We start from the raw sequence: 16,922 nt of genomic DNA, 5'->3' as shown, positions 1-16,922 counted from the left end.
CTACGTGAGCCAATTTTTCCAGATTCATCCGGAGAACCCCCAGCCGCGGCTGATCCGCCAGGCGGTAGAGATCATCCGCAAGGGGGGCGTGGTGGTGTACCCCACCGATTCGGCCTATGCGTTGGGTTGCCAGATCGGCGACAAGGCGGCGATCGAGCGCGTCCGGCGCCTGCGTGGCCTGGACAAGACCCACAACTTCACCCTGATGTGCTGCGACATGTCGCAGCTGGGGTTGTATGCCAAGGTCGATACCGGCACCTTCCGCCTGCTCAAGGCGCACGTGCCTGGGCCGTACACCTTCATCCTCAACGGCACCCGCGAAGTGCCCCGCCTGCTGCTGCACGAAAAACGCCGCACCATCGGCCTGCGGGTGCCAGACCATGCCATTACCCTGGCGTTGCTGGCTGAGCTGGGCGAGCCGCTGATGAGCGTGAGCCTGATCCTGCCTGGCGATAACGAGCCGATGACCGACCCTTACGAAATTCGTGCGCGCCTGGAGCACCATGTCGACCTGGTGATCGATGGCGGCTACGGTGACCTCAAGGCGTCGACCATCATCGACCTTTCCGGCGACGAACCTGAGCTGATTCGAGAAGGCTGCGGCGACCCTGCGCCGTTCATGGCCAGCGCGTGAGCCAGCTGCAAGCGCCCGAGGCGCCGGCCACGCAGGTCGACGAGCCGCGGCAGTTGCAACTGGCCTTGGTCTACGGCGAAGCCCTGACCGAGATGCCGCTGGACCTGTACATCCCGCCAGACGCCCTGGAAGTCATCCTGGAAGCCTTCGAAGGGCCGCTGGACCTGTTGCTGTACCTGATCCGCAAGCAGAACATCGACATCCTCGACATCCCCGTGGCTGAAATCACCCGCCAGTACATGGGCTATGTGGAGCTGATGAAAAGCGTGCGCCTGGAACTGGCCGCCGAATACCTGGTAATGGCGGCCATGCTTGCCGAGATCAAGTCGCGCATGCTGCTGCCGCGCTCGGCCGAGGCCGAGGAAGAGGAGGGTGACCCGCGCGCCGAGTTGATCCGCCGGCTGCAAGAGTACGAGCGTTTCAAGGCCGCAGCCGAAGGTATCGACGCGTTGCCACGGGTTGGCCGTGAGGTGCGGGTGCCGCGCCTGGAGGCACCGCAGGCCAAGGTGCGCAAGCTGTTGCCGCAGGTCAGCCTGGAAGAGCTGCTGGTGTCCATGGCCGAGGTGATGCGGCGCAACGACCTGTTCGAGAGCCACCAGATCAGCCGTGAAACGCTGTCCACCCGCGAGCGCATGAGCCAGGTGCTGGAGCGCCTCAAGGGCGGTGCTTTCGTGCCGTTCGTCGAGCTGTTCGGGCACGACGAGGGCAAGCTGGGGGTAGTGGTCACCTTCATGGCGATTCTCGAACTGGTGAAGGAAGCGCTGATCGAACTGGTGCAGAATGAACCCTTCGCCGCCATCCACGTGCGGCTTCGCCCGGCGCTTGTTGAAGAACCCGATGAACCTGAATGAACCCCGCGACCTGGCGTCGCTGATCGAAGCCTTCCTGCTGGCGTCGGGCAAACCGCAATCACTGGAGCGTCTGTTCGAGTTGTTCGAGGAAGCCGAGCGCCCCGAGCCCAAGGTTTTCAGGCAGGCGCTGGAGGTGCTGGGCAAATCGTGCAACGGCCGCGCTTTCGAGCTCAAGGAGGTGGCCAGCGGCTACCGCCTGCAAATTCGCGAAGCCTACGCCCCTTGGGTCGGCCGCTTGTGGGAAGAGCGCCCGCAGCGCTATTCGCGTGCCTTGCTGGAAACCCTGGCGTTGATCGCCTATCGCCAGCCGATCACCCGTGGCGAGATCGAGGATGTGCGCGGGGTGGCGGTGAACAGCAATATCATCAAGACCCTGATGGAGCGCGAGTGGATACGCGTGGTGGGCTACCGCGAGGTGCCCGGCCGGCCGGCGATGTTCGCCACCACCAAGGCGTTCCTGGACCACTTCAACCTCAAGAGCCTGGAGCAGTTGCCAGCGTTGGCCGAGTTGCGCGAGCTGCAGCCTGAGCCGCTGCTCGACCCGGATGATGCACCGGTACCGGCCCACCTGCAGGCCCTGGCCGATGCCAGCCTGGGCGAGCAGGAAGCGGTTGACGAGCCGAAGGAGGAAACCAGCTTCCGCAGCTTGCTGGTGGAGCTGGATGCCATGGAAGAAGGGCTGAAGACCGACTTTGACGATTTGCGTGGGCAAGCACCTGAGGCCGCGGTGGAAGAAGAGGGCAAGCTGCAGCCCTGATCGTGCGGTTGCCTGTAGCGGCCCTGCGCGGCAAGCACCTCACCGTTAGGCAGAAACCTCTCGCTGCCCCCGCAAAACCTTCTAACCTGCAGTGCGTTCCCCCGCCGAACCGCGTATGATGCGCGGCCTTTTGGCGCATTCGTCGCCAGAAACCCTTTGTCATTCCTACACCGGGAGGTGCCCAGATGAGTGAGCAAGACCTGCAAGACACCGCAATTACCCCGCCGTCCGGCGAAAAACTGCAGAAAGTGCTGGCCCGCATCGGCGTGGGCTCGCGCCGTGACGTCGAGGCCTGGATCAGCCAGGGCCGGATCAAGGTCAACGGCGTCCCGGCTACCCTCGGCCAACGCGTCGACCTGCACGATGCCATTGCCGTTGACGGCAAGCTGATCAAGCGCGAGGAGGCCGCCGAGGCCACCCGCCGGGTGATCATGTACAACAAACCCGATGGCGAGATCTGCACCCGTGACGACCCGGAAGGCCGCCCGACCGTGTTCGATCGCCTGCCGCGGCCAAAAGAAGGCCGTTGGATCAACATTGGCCGACTCGACATCAACACCACCGGCCTGCTGCTGTTCACCACCGACGGTGAACTGGCCAACCGCCTGATGCACCCGTCCTACGAGATGGACCGCGAGTACGCGGTGCGTGTGCGTGGTGAAGTCGATGACGAGATGATTGAGCGCCTGAAGGCCGGTGTAATGCTCGAAGACGGCCCGGCCAAGTTCACCGACATCCAGAAGGCACCCGGTGGCGAAGGTTTCAACCACTGGTACCACTGCGTGGTGATGGAAGGCCGTAACCGCGAGGTGCGTCGCCTGTGGGAATCCCAGGGCATGGTGGTCAGCCGCCTGAAGCGCGTGCGCTTCGGCCCGGTGTTCCTCAACTCCGACCTGCCGATGGGCCGCTGGCGGGAAATGTCCCAGGGCGAAATCGACATCCTGGCCGCTGAAGTCGGCTTGCAGCCGGTTGCGCTGCCTGCCTTGAACCTCAAGGCCAAGGACAAGATGGAGCGACTGCAGCGTAAATCGTCCCGCCCGCTGGGCCGTGGCGAGCGCGTGCGCAACCTGCGCCCGGCCCACGAAGGTGCTGCCGCTGGCGAGCGCCCGGCACGCCAGCCGCGTGAAGAAGCGCCACGCAAAGGCAACCGCGGCAGCGCCGTGGCCGAGCGCCCAAGCGAAATGCGCAAGCGCCCAGCCAAGCCTGAAGGTGACAAGCCTGCTGGCCGTGGCCGTGGCAAGCCGCGTGGCTGATTGGCCCAATTAAGTAATTTGGGGCCGCTTTGCGGCCCCAAGACACTGAAGCAAAAGAATTTTTCGGACGACTGGCAAGTCCGCGAACCACCCCGTAAAGAAATGTGTACAAAATCAGCCGATTTCCGTTCGTGTTTCGGAATACGCCCCGGCCTGTCAAAAAAACTTGCCGCTGCCAACGATGCAAGCCCCCCGCGCCAATCCCCACCACCCTTGCCCAAACCCCCTTGCCCACGGTGTTATAGCCGCTATTGCCGTGTGCAACAGCCGGTTCACAGCGCCTGGCTGACAAAACAACAAATGGAGGCGCCATGTACGCCGATCACTCCGCCTTTGAAGGCCTATACCACAGGATCGCTGCGTTTTTTCCCGAGGAAAGGATGCAACGCGTTGACGCCTGCGCGTTTGCAGGGGTATACAGTGCGCCGCGTTTTACCTGTGACCCCCTTGCGTACCGCGCACTCTTGATCACGCCTGGTTGACCCGCCCCGGCGGCACCTGAGGTCGAGAAACCCAAGGTAACCACCTTGCCCATTCCGCTGCGCCACGAGCGCGGTGGGTCCGATTCCGTCACAGATAAAAACAATGCAGGTGACTTCGTTCATGAGTGGACAAAACATGCATTCAGGCGAGCTCAAGCGGGGCCTGAAGAACCGTCACATCCAGTTGATCGCCCTTGGCGGCGCAATTGGTACCGGCCTGTTCCTCGGCTCGGCAGGCGTGATGAAATCCGCCGGCCCGTCGATGATCCTCGGTTACGCCATCTGCGGCTTCATCGCCTTCATGATCATGCGCCAGCTTGGCGAGATGATCGTCGAGGAGCCGGTGGCCGGCTCATTCAGCCATTTTGCCCACACCTACTGGGGCGGCTTCGCCGGTTTCCTGTCTGGCTGGAACTGCTGGGTGCTGTACATCCTGGTGGGCATGTCGGAGCTGTCGGCGGTTGGCAAGTATGTCCATTACTGGTGGCCGGAAATCCCGACCTGGGTTACCGCAGCCGCCTTCTTCGTGCTGATCAACGCCATCAACCTGATGAACGTGAAGTTCTTCGGTGAAGCCGAATTCTGGTTCGCCATCATCAAGGTGGTCGCCATCGTCAGCATGATCGGCCTGGGTGCCTACCTGCTGACCAGCGGCAGCGGCGGCCCGGAGGCCACCGTCGCCAACCTGTGGTCGCACGGCGGGTTCTTCCCCAATGGCGTCAGCGGCCTGGTCATGGCCCTGGCCTTCATCATGTTCTCTTTCGGTGGCCTGGAAATGCTCGGGTTCACCGCTGCCGAGGCCGACAAGCCGAAGACCGTGATCCCCAAGGCGATCAACCAGGTCATCTACCGTATCCTGATCTTCTACGTGGGTGCGTTGGTGGTGCTGCTGTCGCTGACCCCGTGGGACAACCTGGTGGCCAGCATCGACGCCTCGGGCGGCAGTTATGGCAGCAGCCCATTCGTGCAGGTGTTCTCGCTGCTGGGCAGTGACGTGGCCGCCAACCTGCTGAATTTCGTGGTGCTGACGGCCGCGCTGTCGGTGTACAACAGCGGCACCTACTGCAATGCCCGCATGCTGCTGGGCATGGCGGAGCAGGGCGATGCCCCGGCAGCGCTGGCCAAGGTCGACAAACGCGGCGTGCCGGTGCGCTCGATTCTGGTGTCGGCAGCGGTGACCTTCGTGGCCGTGCTGCTCAACTACCTGATGCCGCAAAATGCCCTGGAACTGCTGATGTCGCTGGTGGTGGCTACCCTGGTGATCAACTGGGCGATGATCAGTTATTCGCACCTGAAATTCCGCCAGCACCTTGACCGCACCGGCCAGAAGCCGCTGTTCAAGGCGCTGTGGTACCCCTATGGCAACTATGTAGTGCTGGCCTTCGTGGTCCTGATTCTCGGCATCATGCTGATGATTCCAGGCATTCAGGTGTCGGTGTACGCGATCCCGATCTGGCTGTTTGCGATGTTCGTGGTGTACATGGTCAAGCCACGTCGGCGGCTGAATACCGGTGGGGTTGCTGGAACCGTAGCCAAGTAAGGGTCTGCAGGAAATAGGGGAACCCGAAGCCGGGGGACTGGCTTCGGGTTTTTTATTGCCTGTTTGGGCCCTATCGCTGGCAAGCCAGCTTGTATGGTTAGACTTGAAGGGAGGAGGAGGGACAAAGCCAGCTTCTGACTGTTAGCGCAGTACAGACCGTGGGAGACCTCGCCCCTCCTCCCTTTTCACCCAAGCGCCGATAAAGAATGCTTCCGGGCTCGGACCGACGAAAGACACAAGCCAGCGCCTCTGGGTGACCCTTCAAGTACTCCAACACTATCGAGGAGAGTTGCTCATGGCAATGGTGGTTGCTGATTCAAAGCGGCTGATTGGCGTGGATGTGGCCAAAACAGAATTGGTCATTTGGGACGATGAATCAGCAGAACTCATAGCAATCCCCAATACTAAAGCAGCTATCAAGAAATGGCTCAAAGGCCTCTCGGGTGCGATGTCCGTCGCTATCGAAGCGACCAACATCTATCACGTCCTGTTTACGGATCTGGCCTTTGAGTTCGGGCATACGATTTACGTGGTAGATGGGTACGCCCTGAGCCATTACCGTAAAGGTGTCAACGTACGCGCTAAGACTGATGCAATTGATGCCCAGCTGTTGGCCCGCTATCTGAAGAACGAAGGGCAGGACCTAACGCCCTGGGCGCCGCCACCGGCTATCTATCGACAGCTTCTGAGCTTGTTCCGGCGACGTGCAGGACTGGTCCAGGCACGAACCAGCCTGACTCAGGGGTGGGCCAATGAACCGCTACTCAAAGCCGCCTTCAAGACGCATCTGCGTGCGATGCAGCGGCTTGAGCTGCTGGTGGAGAAGATGATCAAGGGCCTGCTGGAAAAGGCCGGGCTGATGCCTCAGGTAAAGCGCTGCATGAAGGTCGAAGGGGTGGGTTTTCTAACTGCTGCTCGCCTGACAGCGACGTTTCAGCGTGGCAACTTCAGCGGGGGTGATGCGTTTATCGCCTTTTTGGGTATGGATCTGAGGATTGCGCAGTCGGGGCAGAAAAAAGGGCAATCCAAGCTCACGAAGCGAGGAGACCCCGAAGCTCGACGCCTCCTTCACAACGCGGCTATGTCAGCATCCCGCACAGCAGCATGGAAGTCGTACTACGAAGAGCGCCTGGCGCGTGGTTTTAGCACGACAGCATCGCTTGTCATGCTCGCACGCAAACTGGCGCGAGTAGTATTTGCCCTACTGAAAAGCGGAGACGAGTATCGGTCAAAAGCCGCTTAAAAAACTTCCCTAAAACCATAGAATCTCCCACAGGGATCGCATCAGGGCTGACAGGTGTTTGCCACAAGGTATGCAGCGCCTGTTAGAGCGAGCGCCGCCCGCGCGGCGCATCGCGAGCTGCGCTCGCTCCTACGTTTGTTTCGGGCCAATTATTCCTGTGGGATTTGCGCGCGAACGCCTTGGTGCATGCCTCAATATCGCGCCGTACAAACAAGGCGGCCGCGCGCGCCTGTCACAGGCGTTACTGGCCCGAAACAAACGTAGGAGCGAGCGCAGCTCGCGATTGCGCCGCGCGGGCGGCGCTCGATCTCACAGGCACTGAAGATGCAGCGGCTACCCTTGCCAGGAACCATAGAATCTCCCACAGGGATCGCATCAGGGCTGACAGGTGTTTGCCACAAGGTATGCAGCGCCTGTTAGAGCGAGCGCCGCCCGCGCGGCGCATCGCGAGCTGCGCTCGCTCCTACGTTTGTTTCGGGCCAATTATTCCTGTGGGATTCGCGCGCGAACGCCTTGGTGCATGCCTCAATATCGCGCCGTACAAACAAGGCGGCCGCGCGCGCCTGTCACAGGCGTTACTGGCCCGAAACAAACGTAGGAGCGAGCGCAGCTCGCGATGCGCCGCGCGGGCGGCGCTCGATCTCACAGGCGCTGAAGATGCTCCGGCTACCCTTGCCAGAAACCATAGAATCTCCTACAGGTACTGCACAGGGCTTGGGGCCTATGCGGTCGAGGCAGGACTCAGATCTGCTCCAGCAACCACCCCCTGAACGCCCGCAACGACGGTAATGCCTCATTCCTCGGCGGGTAGATCAGGTAGTAACTGCGCTGGCTGGCAAAAGCTGTTCCGGGGCCGTGCAGTTCACCCTTGGCCAGTTCTTCTTCCACGAGAATACGCGGTACCAGCCCGATGCCGATCCCGGCGCGCACGGCCTGGATCAGGTGCGAGGTGAGCTCGAAACTCGGCCCCAGGCGCATCGCCCGGTGCGGCAGGCCATGGTGGGAAAACCACTCGCCCCAGGCATGCGGGTTGTTGGCCACGTTCAGCAGCACCTCTTCGCTGATGCTGGCGGGGCTCCAGCCCTGGCGGTCGGCGCTGGCCTGCGGCGGTACGATCACCACCAGTTCCTCGGCATGCAGGCGATGGCAGACCAGCCCGGGCAGGTCGTGGCTGGCCACGCCAATGGCGGCATCGATCTCGCTGGTTTCGAAATTAATGGCTTCGATGCGTGAGTGAATGTGCACCAGCATGCCTGGGTGCGCGCTGTAGAACGCATGCAAGCGCGGCAACAGCCATTTGGAGCCGAAGGTGGGCAGGGTGGCCAGGCGCAAGGTGCCGACCCCGGACTGGTAAGCCAGCGCTTGCAGGGTGGCGCTGCGGATGCGCCCCAGCGCCTCGCTGAGCTCGCCCTGGTACAGCCGGCCGACATCGGTCAGTTGCACCTGGCGCCCTTCACGGCGGAACAGGGTCAGGCCCAGTTGTTGTTCCAGTGCCTGCACCTGCCGGCTGACCGCGCTTTGGGTCAGTGACAGTTCGGCAGCGGCGCGGGTGTAGCTTTCATGCCGGGCGGCGGCCTCGAATGCCAGCAGCAGCGACATGGACGGAGTCAGGTGGCGGTAATTCATTCATAAAAGTCATTGATAGCGGCAGGATTATCCGTTTGCCCCTGAGCGCAAACTACAGGAACATTGGCTTATACGTCACCCCCGCCTGGTTTGACCCATGCCGGGGCGACAGGAATCCCGTGAATAGCCAATATCAAGAGGCCATCCTTCGATGATCGCCCAGCTGCCAACCGTTGCACCCAGTGCCAACTACCCAGAATTCCTCGAAGCCCTGCGCAACAGCGGCTTCCGTGGCCAGATCAGCGCCGACTACGCGACCCGCACGGTGTTGGCCACCGACAACTCGATCTATCAGCGCCTGCCGCAGGCTGCGGTGTTCCCGCTGGATGCCGACGATGTGGCGCGCGTGGCCACGCTGATGGCCGAAGCACGCTTTCGGCACGTCAAGCTCACCCCGCGCGGCGGGGGCACCGGCACCAACGGCCAGTCGCTGACCGATGGCATTGTCGTCGACCTGTCGCGGCACATGAACAACATCCTCGAAATCAATGTCGAGGAGCGCTGGGTGCGGGTGCAGGCCGGCACCGTGAAGGACCAGCTCAATGCTGCGCTCAAGCCGTACGGGCTGTTCTTCGCCCCTGAGCTGTCCACGTCCAACCGCGCCACCGTCGGCGGCATGATCAACACCGACGCCAGCGGCCAGGGCAGCTGTACTTATGGCAAAACCCGCGACCACGTACTGGAGTTGCACAGCGTGCTGCTCGGTGGCGAGCGCCTGCACAGCCTGCCGATCGATGAGGCCGCGCTGGAGCAGGCCTGTGCCGCGCCTGGCCGGGTGGGCGAGGTGTACCGCATGGCGCGGGACATCCAGCAAACCCAGGGCGACCTGATCGAGCGCACCTTCCCCAAGCTCAACCGCTGCCTGACCGGCTACGACCTGGCGCACCTGCGCGACGAACAGGGCCGTTTCAATCTCAATAGCGTGCTGTGCGGTGCCGAGGGCTCGCTTGGGTATGTGGTCGAAGCCAAGCTCAATGTGCTGCCGATCCCCAAGTACGCGGTACTGGTCAATGTGCGCTACACCAGCTTCATGGATGCCCTGCGCGACGCCAATGCGCTGATGGCGCACAAGCCGCTGTCCATCGAAACCGTGGACTCCAAGGTGCTCATGCTGGCGATGAAGGATATCGTCTGGCACAGCGTTGCCGAATACTTCCCGGCCGACCCCGAGCGGCCGACCTTGGGCATCAACCTGGTGGAGTTCTGCGGGGACGAGCCGGCGCAGGTCAATGCCAAGGTGCAGGCGTTCCTCCAGCACCTGCAGAGCGACACCAGTGTCGAGCGCCTGGGCCACACGCTGGCCGAGGGTTCCGAGGCCGTCACCCGTGTCTACACCATGCGCAAGCGCTCGGTGGGCCTGCTGGGTAACGTCGAGGGCGAGGTGCGCCCGCAACCTTTCGTCGAGGACACCGCGGTGCCGCCGGAGCAACTGGCCGACTACATCGCCGATTTCCGGGCCTTGCTCGATGGTTACGGCCTGGCCTACGGCATGTTCGGCCACGTGGATGCCGGCGTGCTGCACGTACGCCCCGCGCTGGACATGAAAGACCCGGCCCAGGCCGCGCTGGTCAAGCCGATTTCCGATGCGGTGGCGGCACTGACCAAACGCTATGGCGGCCTGTTGTGGGGCGAGCATGGCAAGGGCCTGCGTTCGGAGTACGTGCCGGAGTATTTCGGCGAACTGTACCCAGCACTGCAGCGCCTGAAGGGCGCCTTCGACCCGCATAACCAGCTGAACCCGGGCAAGATCTGCACGCCGCCCGACAGCGCCGAAGGCCTGACCAAGGTCGATGGCGTGACCCTGCGCGGCGACCTGGACCGCAGCATCGACGAACGGGTCTGGCAAGACTTCGGCAGCGCCGTGCACTGCAACGGCAACGGTGCCTGCTACAACTACGACCCCAACGACGCCATGTGCCCCTCATGGAAAGCCACCCGTGAGCGCCAGCACTCGCCCAAGGGCCGTGCCTCGCTGATGCGCGAATGGCTGCGCCTGCAGGGCGAAGCGAACATCGACGTGCTGGCTGCGGCGCGTAACAAGGTCTCGTGGCTCAAGGGCCTGCCGGCGCGCCTGCGCAACAACCGCGCACGCAACCAGGGCCAGGCCGACTTCTCCCATGAGGTGTATGACGCCATGGCCGGTTGCCTGGCGTGCAAATCCTGCGCTGGGCAGTGCCCGATCAAGGTCAACGTGCCGGACTTCCGCTCGCGCTTTCTGGAGCTGTACCACGGCCGTTATCAGCGCCCCCTGCGCGACTACCTGATCGGCTCGCTGGAGTTCACCATCCCCTACCTGGCACACGCACCGGGGCTGTACAACGCGGTGATGGGGTCGAAATGGGTGAGCAGGCTGCTGGCCGAAAAGGTCGGCATGGTCGACAGCCCATTGATCAGCCGCTTCAACTTCCAGGCCACCCTGACCCGCTGCCGTGTTGGCGTGGCCACGGTGCCGGCGCTGCGCGAATTGACCCCGGCCCAGCGCGAGCGCAGCATCGTGCTGGTGCAGGATGCCTTCACCCGTTACTTCGAAACGCCGTTGCTTTCGGCGTTCATCGACCTGGCCAACCGCCTCGGCCACCGGGTGTTCCTGGCGCCGTATAGCGCCAACGGCAAGCCGCTGCATGTGCAGGGGTTCCTCGGTGCATTCGCCAAGGCGGCGATCCGCAATGCCAGCCAGCTCAAGGCCCTGGCCGATTGCGGCGTGCCGCTGGTGGGCCTGGACCCGGCCATGACCCTGGTGTACCGCCAGGAGTACCAGAAGGTGCCGGGCATGGACGGTTGCCCGCAGGTGCTGCTGCCGCAGGAATGGCTGATGAATGTGCTGCCCGAACAGGCACCGACCGCGCCGGGCAACTTCCGCCTGATGGCGCACTGCACCGAGAAGACCAACGTGCCGGCCAGTACCCGCCAATGGGAGCAGGTGTTTGCCCGTTTGGGGCTGAAGCTGGTGACCGAGGCCACTGGCTGCTGCGGTATGTCCGGTACCTATGGGCATGAGGCGCGCAACCAGGAAACCTCGCGGACCATCTTCGAGCAAAGCTGGGCCACCAAGCTGGACAAGGAGGGCGAACCTTTGGCTACCGGGTATTCGTGCCGCAGCCAGGTCAAGCGCATGACCGAACGCCAGATGCGCCACCCGCTGGAAGTGGTGTTGCAGTACGCCCAGCGCTGACCTTCAGCGGCGCGGGCTGCTTTGCAGCCCAGCGCGGCGTCGTTTTACCGCGCCCGGGCCTGTTGAGCCTGCCGATACAGATACAGGCTCAGCAGCAACCCACAGGCCGCAGCGGCGGCGGCAAACAGAAACATCGAGGCAAACCCGAACCCGGCCGCCACTGCGCCCACCAGAGGCCCGGTTACCCCCAGCGACAAGTCGATGAACAGCGAATACGCCCCCACCGCCGCCCCGCGGTTGGCCGCCGAGACCTGGTTCACTGCCTCAACGCCCAGCGCCGGGAATACCAGCGAAAAGCCAAACCCGCTCAGTGCTGCCCCGGCCAGCGCCAGTTCCGCGCTGGGCGCCAACCACAGCATCAGCAGCCCCAGCGTTTCTACCGCCAGGCAGGCAATGGCCACGCGAAACCCGCCAATCCGGTTGATCAGGTTGCCGAACAGCAGGCGAGCACTGATGAAGCTGGCACCGAACAGGCTCAGTGTCAGTGCGGCGTTGGCCCAGCCCTGGCTGGCGTAATACAGGGTGATGAAGGTGGCGATGGTGCCAAAGCCGATCGAGCCCAGGGCCAGCCCCGAGCCATGCGGGAAGACTTTGCCCAGCACGCTCAGGAAGGGCAGGCGCACGCCATGGACGATGGGCGCAGCCTGTTTGGGCCAGGCCAGCAGCAGGCCGACCGCGCACAGCAGGATGATGCTCAGGCCCATGCTCCACAGCCCAAGGCCCTTGACCATCAGTACGCCCAGCGGCGCGCCGATGGCCAGGGCGCCGTAGCTGGCAATGCCGTTCCAGGAAATCACTTTGGCCGTGTTGGCAGCCCCGACCCGGCCGATGCCCCAGCCTATCGAGCCCGAACCCACCAGGCTTTCGGCGCTGCCCAGCACCAGTCGGCCAGCCAGCAGGCAGGCCAGGCTCCACCCGGGCAGGTGGGTCAGGAAGGCGCAGGCCAGCATGAACACGCCGCTGATGCCGCAGCCGGCAAGGCCGTAGATCACGGCTTTCTTGCTGCCATGGTTGTCGATGATGCGGCTGGCGGCAGGGCGGCTGAGCAGGGTCGCCAGGTACTGCACGCTGATCACCAGGCCGGCGACGACGGTACTGAAACCCAGGTCGTTGTGTACGTAGCCGGGCAGTACGGCCAGCGGAATGCCGATGTTCAGGTAGCCAATGAAGGTGAACAGAACGATGGAGACGACTTGCAGGGTGACCGCAAGGGGGCGGGGTGAGTCGGGCATGAGGGCCTACATGGGTTCTGGACGGTGTGAAAACGTGCTGACGGGGGTGGCCCGCAGGTCAGCCGTTTTCACACAGTCGGGGATGCGCAGTTAGTCCTGGTCAGCGCTGGATTGATCGTCACCATCCTGCTCGACGGCAGCTGCCGGTTCGGCGTGGGCGGTCACGGTTGGCTCTTCTGGGTTCAGGCTTGGGAAGGGAAGATTCGGGATCTCATGCATCTCGTCGTTCCTCGCAAGTGTGAGTGAAAAGTCTGCGCCAGGCGCGTTTGAAGCTTTACAAAGCTGGGGCAGGATACACAAGTCTGGATGACAGTTTGGTTTTTTTCCCGCTCGCCGGTCGGGTTTGCGGGCGAACAGCGCACAACATCTGGCCGAAAAACGGCGGCTTTGTGGCGCGTTCGCCCGCCAGGCAGGGGTGGCGCAGGGCACCGGCCTTGCCGGTGTCAGTGGGGCAGTCGCGGCTTTACTTGCGGCCTTCAGCCGATTCCGCCACCTTGTCGGTGCGCGCACACATGATGAAGTCGTTGCGGTGCAGGCCCTTGATCGAGTGGCTCCACCAGGTCACGGTCACCTTGCCCCACTCGGTCAGCAGCCCGGGGTGGTGGCCTTCGGCTTCGGCGATTTCGCCAACGGCATTGGTGAACGCCAAGGCGTGCTTGAAGTTCTTGAACAGGAAGACGCGCTCCAGCTCCATATGGCCGTCACGTACTTCGATGTTCCAGTCCGGGATCTCGCGAATCAGTTCTGCCAGCTCTTCGTCGGTGACTTTCGGCGCGTCGGCGCGGCAGGCTTCGCAGTGGGCTTGGTTCAAGGCATTCATGGAATAGTTTCCGCTTCGAGTTGTTATCGGCAAGGTCGCTCAGGCAGCAACCTTGGGTGGAAATTTAGGCGCATGCAGGCCCAGCTGCATGGCGGTGTGGACCATGCCCATGATGTCCTCGTGGGCCAGGTCGAACAGGCGCTTCATGTTCGGCAGCACGAAGTACAGGGGCTGCAGGATGTCGATGCGGTACGGTGTACGCATGGCTTCGACGGGGTCGAAGGCCTGGTGCTCGGGTTCACCAGACAAGCAATATACGGTCTCTTTGGGCGATGAAAGAATGCCGCCACCGTAGATTTTGCAGCCTTGGGCGGTTTCCATCAGGCCGAATTCGATGGTCATCCAGTACAGGCGGGCCAGGTACACCCGTTGTTCCTTGGTCGCGGCCAGGCCCAGCTTGCCATAGGTGTGGGTGAATTCAGCGAACCAGGGGTTGGTCAGCAGCGGGCAGTGGCCAAAGATCTCGTGGAAGATGTCTGGTTCCTGCAGGTAGTCCAACTCCTGCGGGGTGCGAATGAAGGTCGCGACCGGGAAGCGCTTGCTGGCCAGCAGCTCGAAAAAGGTCTGGAAGGGGATCAGGGCAGGTACCCGGGCCACCTGCCAACCGGTGGTGGCGCCCAGCACCTTGTTGATTTCACCCAGCTGCGGAATGCGCTCATGGGGTAGGTTGAGTTGCTCGATACCGTCGAGGTACTCCTGGCACGCGCGGCCTTCGATCACCTTCAGCTGGCGGGTGATCAGGGTATTCCACACAGCGTGCTCTTGCTGGGGATAATCGATAAAACCATGCGCATCGGGCTCGCGGGCCACGTAGTGCGTCTGTTTCATAGGGCTCTCCTGGTGAGGGCTTTCTTGTTATGTACGGCACATACCCAAGCATTAGGCTTTTGCTCACCGCTTTGCACGGGGGCCTGGCTGCGTTGAAATGCCTCGCGGGGTGAAGATCGTAACGAAAATTTTACAAATTTCACGAGAGCGCGGAAAATACGCCGTATTCGGCTGGCGTTTGTTCGGTTTTTGTCAGCTTATCTTTACGAATTTTCTGCGCTGTGTTGAAAAACATCGGCGTTGCGAGAGCCCTCATGCGTATCAAAGTGCACTGCCAGAATCGCATTGGCATCCTGCGGGACATCCTCAACCTGCTGGTCGAGTACGGCATCAACGTGCTGCGCGGCGAGGTGGGGGGTGACCATGGCAACGCCATCTACCTGCACTGCCCGAACCTGGTCAATTTGCAGTTCCAAGCCCTGCGCCCGAAGTTCGAGGCCATTGCCGGGGTGTTCGGCGTAAAGCGCGTGGGGCTGATGCCCAGTGAGCGCCGGCACATGGAGCTGAACGCGCTACTGGGGGCCTTGGACTTCCCGGTGCTGTCGGTAGATATGGGCGGCAGCATCGTTGCGGCCAACCGTGCCGCAGCGCAGCTGTTGGGGGTACGCGTGGACGAGGTGCCGGGCATGCCATTGGCCCGCTACGTCGAAGATTTCGACTTGCCCGAGCTGGTGCGGGCGAACAAGTCGCGTATCAACGGCCTGCGCATCCAGGTCAAGGGTGATGTGTTTCTGGCCGATATCGCGCCGCTGCAGTCCGAGCATGACGAGAGCGAGGCGCTGGCCGGTGCCGTGCTTACCCTGCACCGTGCCGACCGCATTGGCGAGCGCATCTACAATGTGCGCAAGCAGGAGTTGCGGGGTTTCGACAGCATCTTCCAGAGTTCGCGGGTGATGGCAGCCGTGGTGCGTGAAGCGCGGCGCATGGCGCCGCTGGATGCGCCGTTGCTGATCGAGGGCGAGACCGGCACCGGCAAGGAGCTGCTGGCGCGGGCGTGCCACCTGGCCAGCCCGCGCGGGCAGTCGCCATTGATGGCGCTCAACTGTGCCGGGTTGCCAGAGTCGATGGCCGAGACCGAGCTGTTCGGCTATGGCCCGGGGGCATTCGAAGGGGCGCGGGCCGAGGGCAAGCTTGGGTTACTGGAACTGACTGCGGGGGGCACCTTGTTCCTTGACGGGGTGGGGGAGATGAGCCCGCGCCTGCAGGTCAAGCTGCTGCGCTTCCTGCAGGACGGGTGCTTCCGCCGGGTCGGCAGCGATGAAGAGGTATACCTGGATGTACGGGTGATCTGCGCCACCCAGGTGGACTTGTCCGAATTGTGTGCCCGTGGTGAATTCCGCCAGGACTTGTATCACCGCCTCAACGTGTTGTCGCTGCACATTCCGCCTTTGCGCGAGTGCATGGATGGCCTGGAAGGGCTGGTGCAGCATTTTATTGATCAGGCCAGCCGGCAGATCGGCTGCGCCTTGCCACGTTTGGCGCCGGCAGCCATGGACAAACTTGGGCAGTATCATTGGCCGGGTAATGTAAGGCAGTTGGAGAACGTTTTGTTCCAGGCGGTTTCATTATGCGAAGGCGGCGTGGTCAAGAGCGAGCATATTCGTTTGCCGGATTATGGCGTGCGCCAACCGCTGGGTGATTTTTCGCTGGAAGGGGATCTTTCGCAGATCGTCGGGCGCTTTGAAAAAGCGGTGCTGGAAAGTTTGATGGGCGAGTTTTCCAGTAGCCGGGCACTGGGAAAAAGATTGGGTGTTTCACATACCACCATTGCCAACAAGTTGAGAGATTATTCACTTAACAAGTCGGGCGATTAGGGGCGGGCAACAACTTTGGCACTGCTTTAAAGTTACAGGTATTGTGCCGCGAAGGGGCCCCGCAGGGCCCCGATTCAAGGTCTTCACCCGTTAGAGCAGCCGTTCCCCATCACGCGGTATTCGAGGATATGCTTCTGCCCTTGGGAGTCCTCGTAGGTCATGCGCGCTGGCACGACTTCGCACACATTGGGCACTTCGCTCATGGAAATGACGCGGGCAATGTCCAGGTGCTGAGAGTAACTGTATTGTTCAACCGGAATCTGCTCGGCATCTTTGGCTTCATCGGCCAGTGCCGCGCCGCAAAGACTACCCAGTACCAATACCAGTAAAGCTTTCATTTCAAATATACCTGTCTAAGGTCGTGAGGGGGCGCGCGGCGCTTGTGGCGCCGCGTGTACATCAAGTTTCAACTAACCAGATAAAGGGAGATCAACGTGCGCCTTCGTGGGGGCTGTTACCAGTTGTTAATCGCCTTGCCGTTGCTGGCGAAGTGAATTTTATGGCCGCCACCCGGGCCGAAACAGGGGGTGTTTTGATAAAGTCTTTTAACAGAATCTGTAACAATCCATCGTTCCGTGCGTTAAGCGGCATGCCAGGCAAGCTGTAAGGCTTGCGCCAGAGCCTTCTGCCGGTACGGCCGTACCAAATTACTACCAACGTCGAATGGCTT

General features: G+C 62.2%; 14 protein-coding genes. 8 read left to right on the top strand and 6 right to left on the bottom strand.

Going from position 1 to position 16,922, the window contains the following annotated elements:
* Positions 1–4 precede the first annotated feature (4 nt).
* From L1P09_RS17770 to L1P09_RS17745, 6 genes are all read left to right on the top strand, one after another.
* Positions 5–634, top strand: a complete 630-nt coding sequence (locus L1P09_RS17770; protein ID WP_054905567.1) for an L-threonylcarbamoyladenylate synthase — start codon at positions 5–7, stop codon at positions 632–634.
* Between the two features lie 125 nt (positions 635–759).
* Complete coding sequence (locus tag L1P09_RS17765) at positions 760–1,485, top strand: segregation and condensation protein A (RefSeq protein WP_161893131.1); 726 nt, start codon at positions 760–762, stop codon at positions 1,483–1,485.
* Positions 1,472–2,242: an SMC-Scp complex subunit ScpB gene (gene scpB, locus L1P09_RS17760; protein WP_054905566.1), complete on the top strand. Its 771-nt coding sequence runs from the start codon at positions 1,472–1,474 to the stop codon at positions 2,240–2,242. The genes L1P09_RS17765 and scpB overlap by 14 nt, the downstream gene beginning before the upstream one ends.
* A gap of 185 nt (positions 2,243–2,427) precedes the next feature.
* Positions 2,428–3,495 (top strand): 23S rRNA pseudouridine(2605) synthase RluB, encoded by a 1,068-nt coding sequence (gene rluB / locus L1P09_RS17755; RefSeq protein WP_235767947.1) that lies wholly within the window; start codon positions 2,428–2,430, stop codon positions 3,493–3,495.
* 603 nt (positions 3,496–4,098) lie between these two features.
* Positions 4,099–5,517 (top strand): amino acid permease, encoded by a 1,419-nt coding sequence (locus L1P09_RS17750; protein ID WP_166524954.1) that lies wholly within the window; start codon positions 4,099–4,101, stop codon positions 5,515–5,517.
* Positions 5,518–5,812: 295 nt separating this feature from the next.
* Positions 5,813–6,760, top strand: a complete 948-nt coding sequence (locus L1P09_RS17745; RefSeq protein ID WP_029886225.1) for an IS110 family transposase — start codon at positions 5,813–5,815, stop codon at positions 6,758–6,760.
* A 741-nt stretch (positions 6,761–7,501) separates the two neighbouring features.
* Here L1P09_RS17745 and L1P09_RS17740 read toward each other — a convergent pair.
* Positions 7,502–8,386: a LysR substrate-binding domain-containing protein gene (locus L1P09_RS17740; protein ID WP_235767946.1), complete on the bottom strand. Its 885-nt coding sequence runs from the start codon at positions 8,384–8,386 to the stop codon at positions 7,502–7,504.
* Positions 8,387–8,537: 151 nt separating this feature from the next.
* On the opposite strand from L1P09_RS17740, the gene ydiJ reads away from it, so the two are divergent.
* A complete protein-coding gene (gene ydiJ, locus L1P09_RS17735; RefSeq protein ID WP_009681496.1) occupies positions 8,538–11,558 on the top strand; it encodes a D-2-hydroxyglutarate dehydrogenase YdiJ in 3,021 nt (1,006 codons plus the stop codon).
* A gap of 44 nt (positions 11,559–11,602) precedes the next feature.
* On the opposite strand, the gene L1P09_RS17730 is transcribed toward ydiJ, so the two are convergent.
* The 4 genes from L1P09_RS17730 to phhA form a co-directional block, all read right to left on the bottom strand.
* Positions 11,603–12,790 (bottom strand): MFS transporter, encoded by a 1,188-nt coding sequence (locus L1P09_RS17730; protein ID WP_054881938.1) that lies wholly within the window; start codon positions 12,788–12,790, stop codon positions 11,603–11,605.
* A gap of 90 nt (positions 12,791–12,880) precedes the next feature.
* A complete protein-coding gene (locus L1P09_RS26175) occupies positions 12,881–13,009 on the bottom strand; it encodes a hypothetical protein (protein WP_009681494.1) in 129 nt (42 codons plus the stop codon).
* Positions 13,010–13,253: 244 nt separating this feature from the next.
* A complete protein-coding gene (locus tag L1P09_RS17725) occupies positions 13,254–13,610 on the bottom strand; it encodes a 4a-hydroxytetrahydrobiopterin dehydratase (RefSeq protein WP_009681493.1) in 357 nt (118 codons plus the stop codon).
* A gap of 39 nt (positions 13,611–13,649) precedes the next feature.
* On the bottom strand, positions 13,650–14,438 hold the full coding sequence (gene phhA / locus L1P09_RS17720) for a phenylalanine 4-monooxygenase (RefSeq protein WP_009681492.1): 789 nt from the start codon (positions 14,436–14,438) through the stop codon (positions 13,650–13,652).
* A 254-nt stretch (positions 14,439–14,692) separates the two neighbouring features.
* Here phhA and L1P09_RS17715 point away from each other — a divergent pair, with 254 nt between their 5' ends.
* Entirely contained in the window at positions 14,693–16,252 is a 1,560-nt protein-coding gene (locus tag L1P09_RS17715) for a sigma-54-dependent phenylalanine hydroxylase transcriptional regulator PhhR (protein WP_009681491.1), read from the top strand.
* 83 nt (positions 16,253–16,335) lie between these two features.
* Here the strand turns inward: L1P09_RS17715 and L1P09_RS17710 are convergent, their stop codons facing one another.
* Entirely contained in the window at positions 16,336–16,590 is a 255-nt protein-coding gene (locus L1P09_RS17710; RefSeq protein WP_009681490.1) for a DUF2790 domain-containing protein, read from the bottom strand.
* Positions 16,591–16,922: the final 332 nt, after the last annotated feature.

The sequence above is a fragment of the Pseudomonas juntendi genome, from assembly GCF_021560075.1.
Classification (GTDB): Bacteria; Pseudomonadota; Gammaproteobacteria; order Pseudomonadales; family Pseudomonadaceae; genus Aquipseudomonas; species Aquipseudomonas juntendi.
Note: the sequence above shows the minus strand (reverse complement) of the source record. Positions and strands in the feature narration are given on the sequence as shown.

Coding starts and splice junctions, on each gene's coding strand:
- scpB (WP_054905566.1), top strand. CDS start 1,472: ATGAACCTGAATGAACCCCGCGACCTGGCGTCGCTGATCGAAGCCTTC.
- phhA (WP_009681492.1), bottom strand. CDS start 14,438: ATGAAACAGACGCACTACGTGGCCCGCGAGCCCGATGCGCATGGTTTT.
- L1P09_RS17715 (WP_009681491.1), top strand. CDS start 14,693: ATGCGTATCAAAGTGCACTGCCAGAATCGCATTGGCATCCTGCGGGAC.
- L1P09_RS17710 (WP_009681490.1), bottom strand. CDS start 16,590: ATGAAAGCTTTACTGGTATTGGTACTGGGTAGTCTTTGCGGCGCGGCA.
- ydiJ (WP_009681496.1), top strand. CDS start 8,538: ATGATCGCCCAGCTGCCAACCGTTGCACCCAGTGCCAACTACCCAGAA.
- L1P09_RS26175 (WP_009681494.1), bottom strand. CDS start 13,009: ATGCATGAGATCCCGAATCTTCCCTTCCCAAGCCTGAACCCAGAAGAG.
- rluB (WP_235767947.1), top strand. CDS start 2,428: ATGAGTGAGCAAGACCTGCAAGACACCGCAATTACCCCGCCGTCCGGC.
- L1P09_RS17750 (WP_166524954.1), top strand. CDS start 4,099: ATGAGTGGACAAAACATGCATTCAGGCGAGCTCAAGCGGGGCCTGAAG.
- L1P09_RS17745 (WP_029886225.1), top strand. CDS start 5,813: ATGGCAATGGTGGTTGCTGATTCAAAGCGGCTGATTGGCGTGGATGTG.
- L1P09_RS17740 (WP_235767946.1), bottom strand. CDS start 8,386: ATGAATTACCGCCACCTGACTCCGTCCATGTCGCTGCTGCTGGCATTC.
- L1P09_RS17725 (WP_009681493.1), bottom strand. CDS start 13,610: ATGAATGCCTTGAACCAAGCCCACTGCGAAGCCTGCCGCGCCGACGCG.
- L1P09_RS17730 (WP_054881938.1), bottom strand. CDS start 12,790: ATGCCCGACTCACCCCGCCCCCTTGCGGTCACCCTGCAAGTCGTCTCC.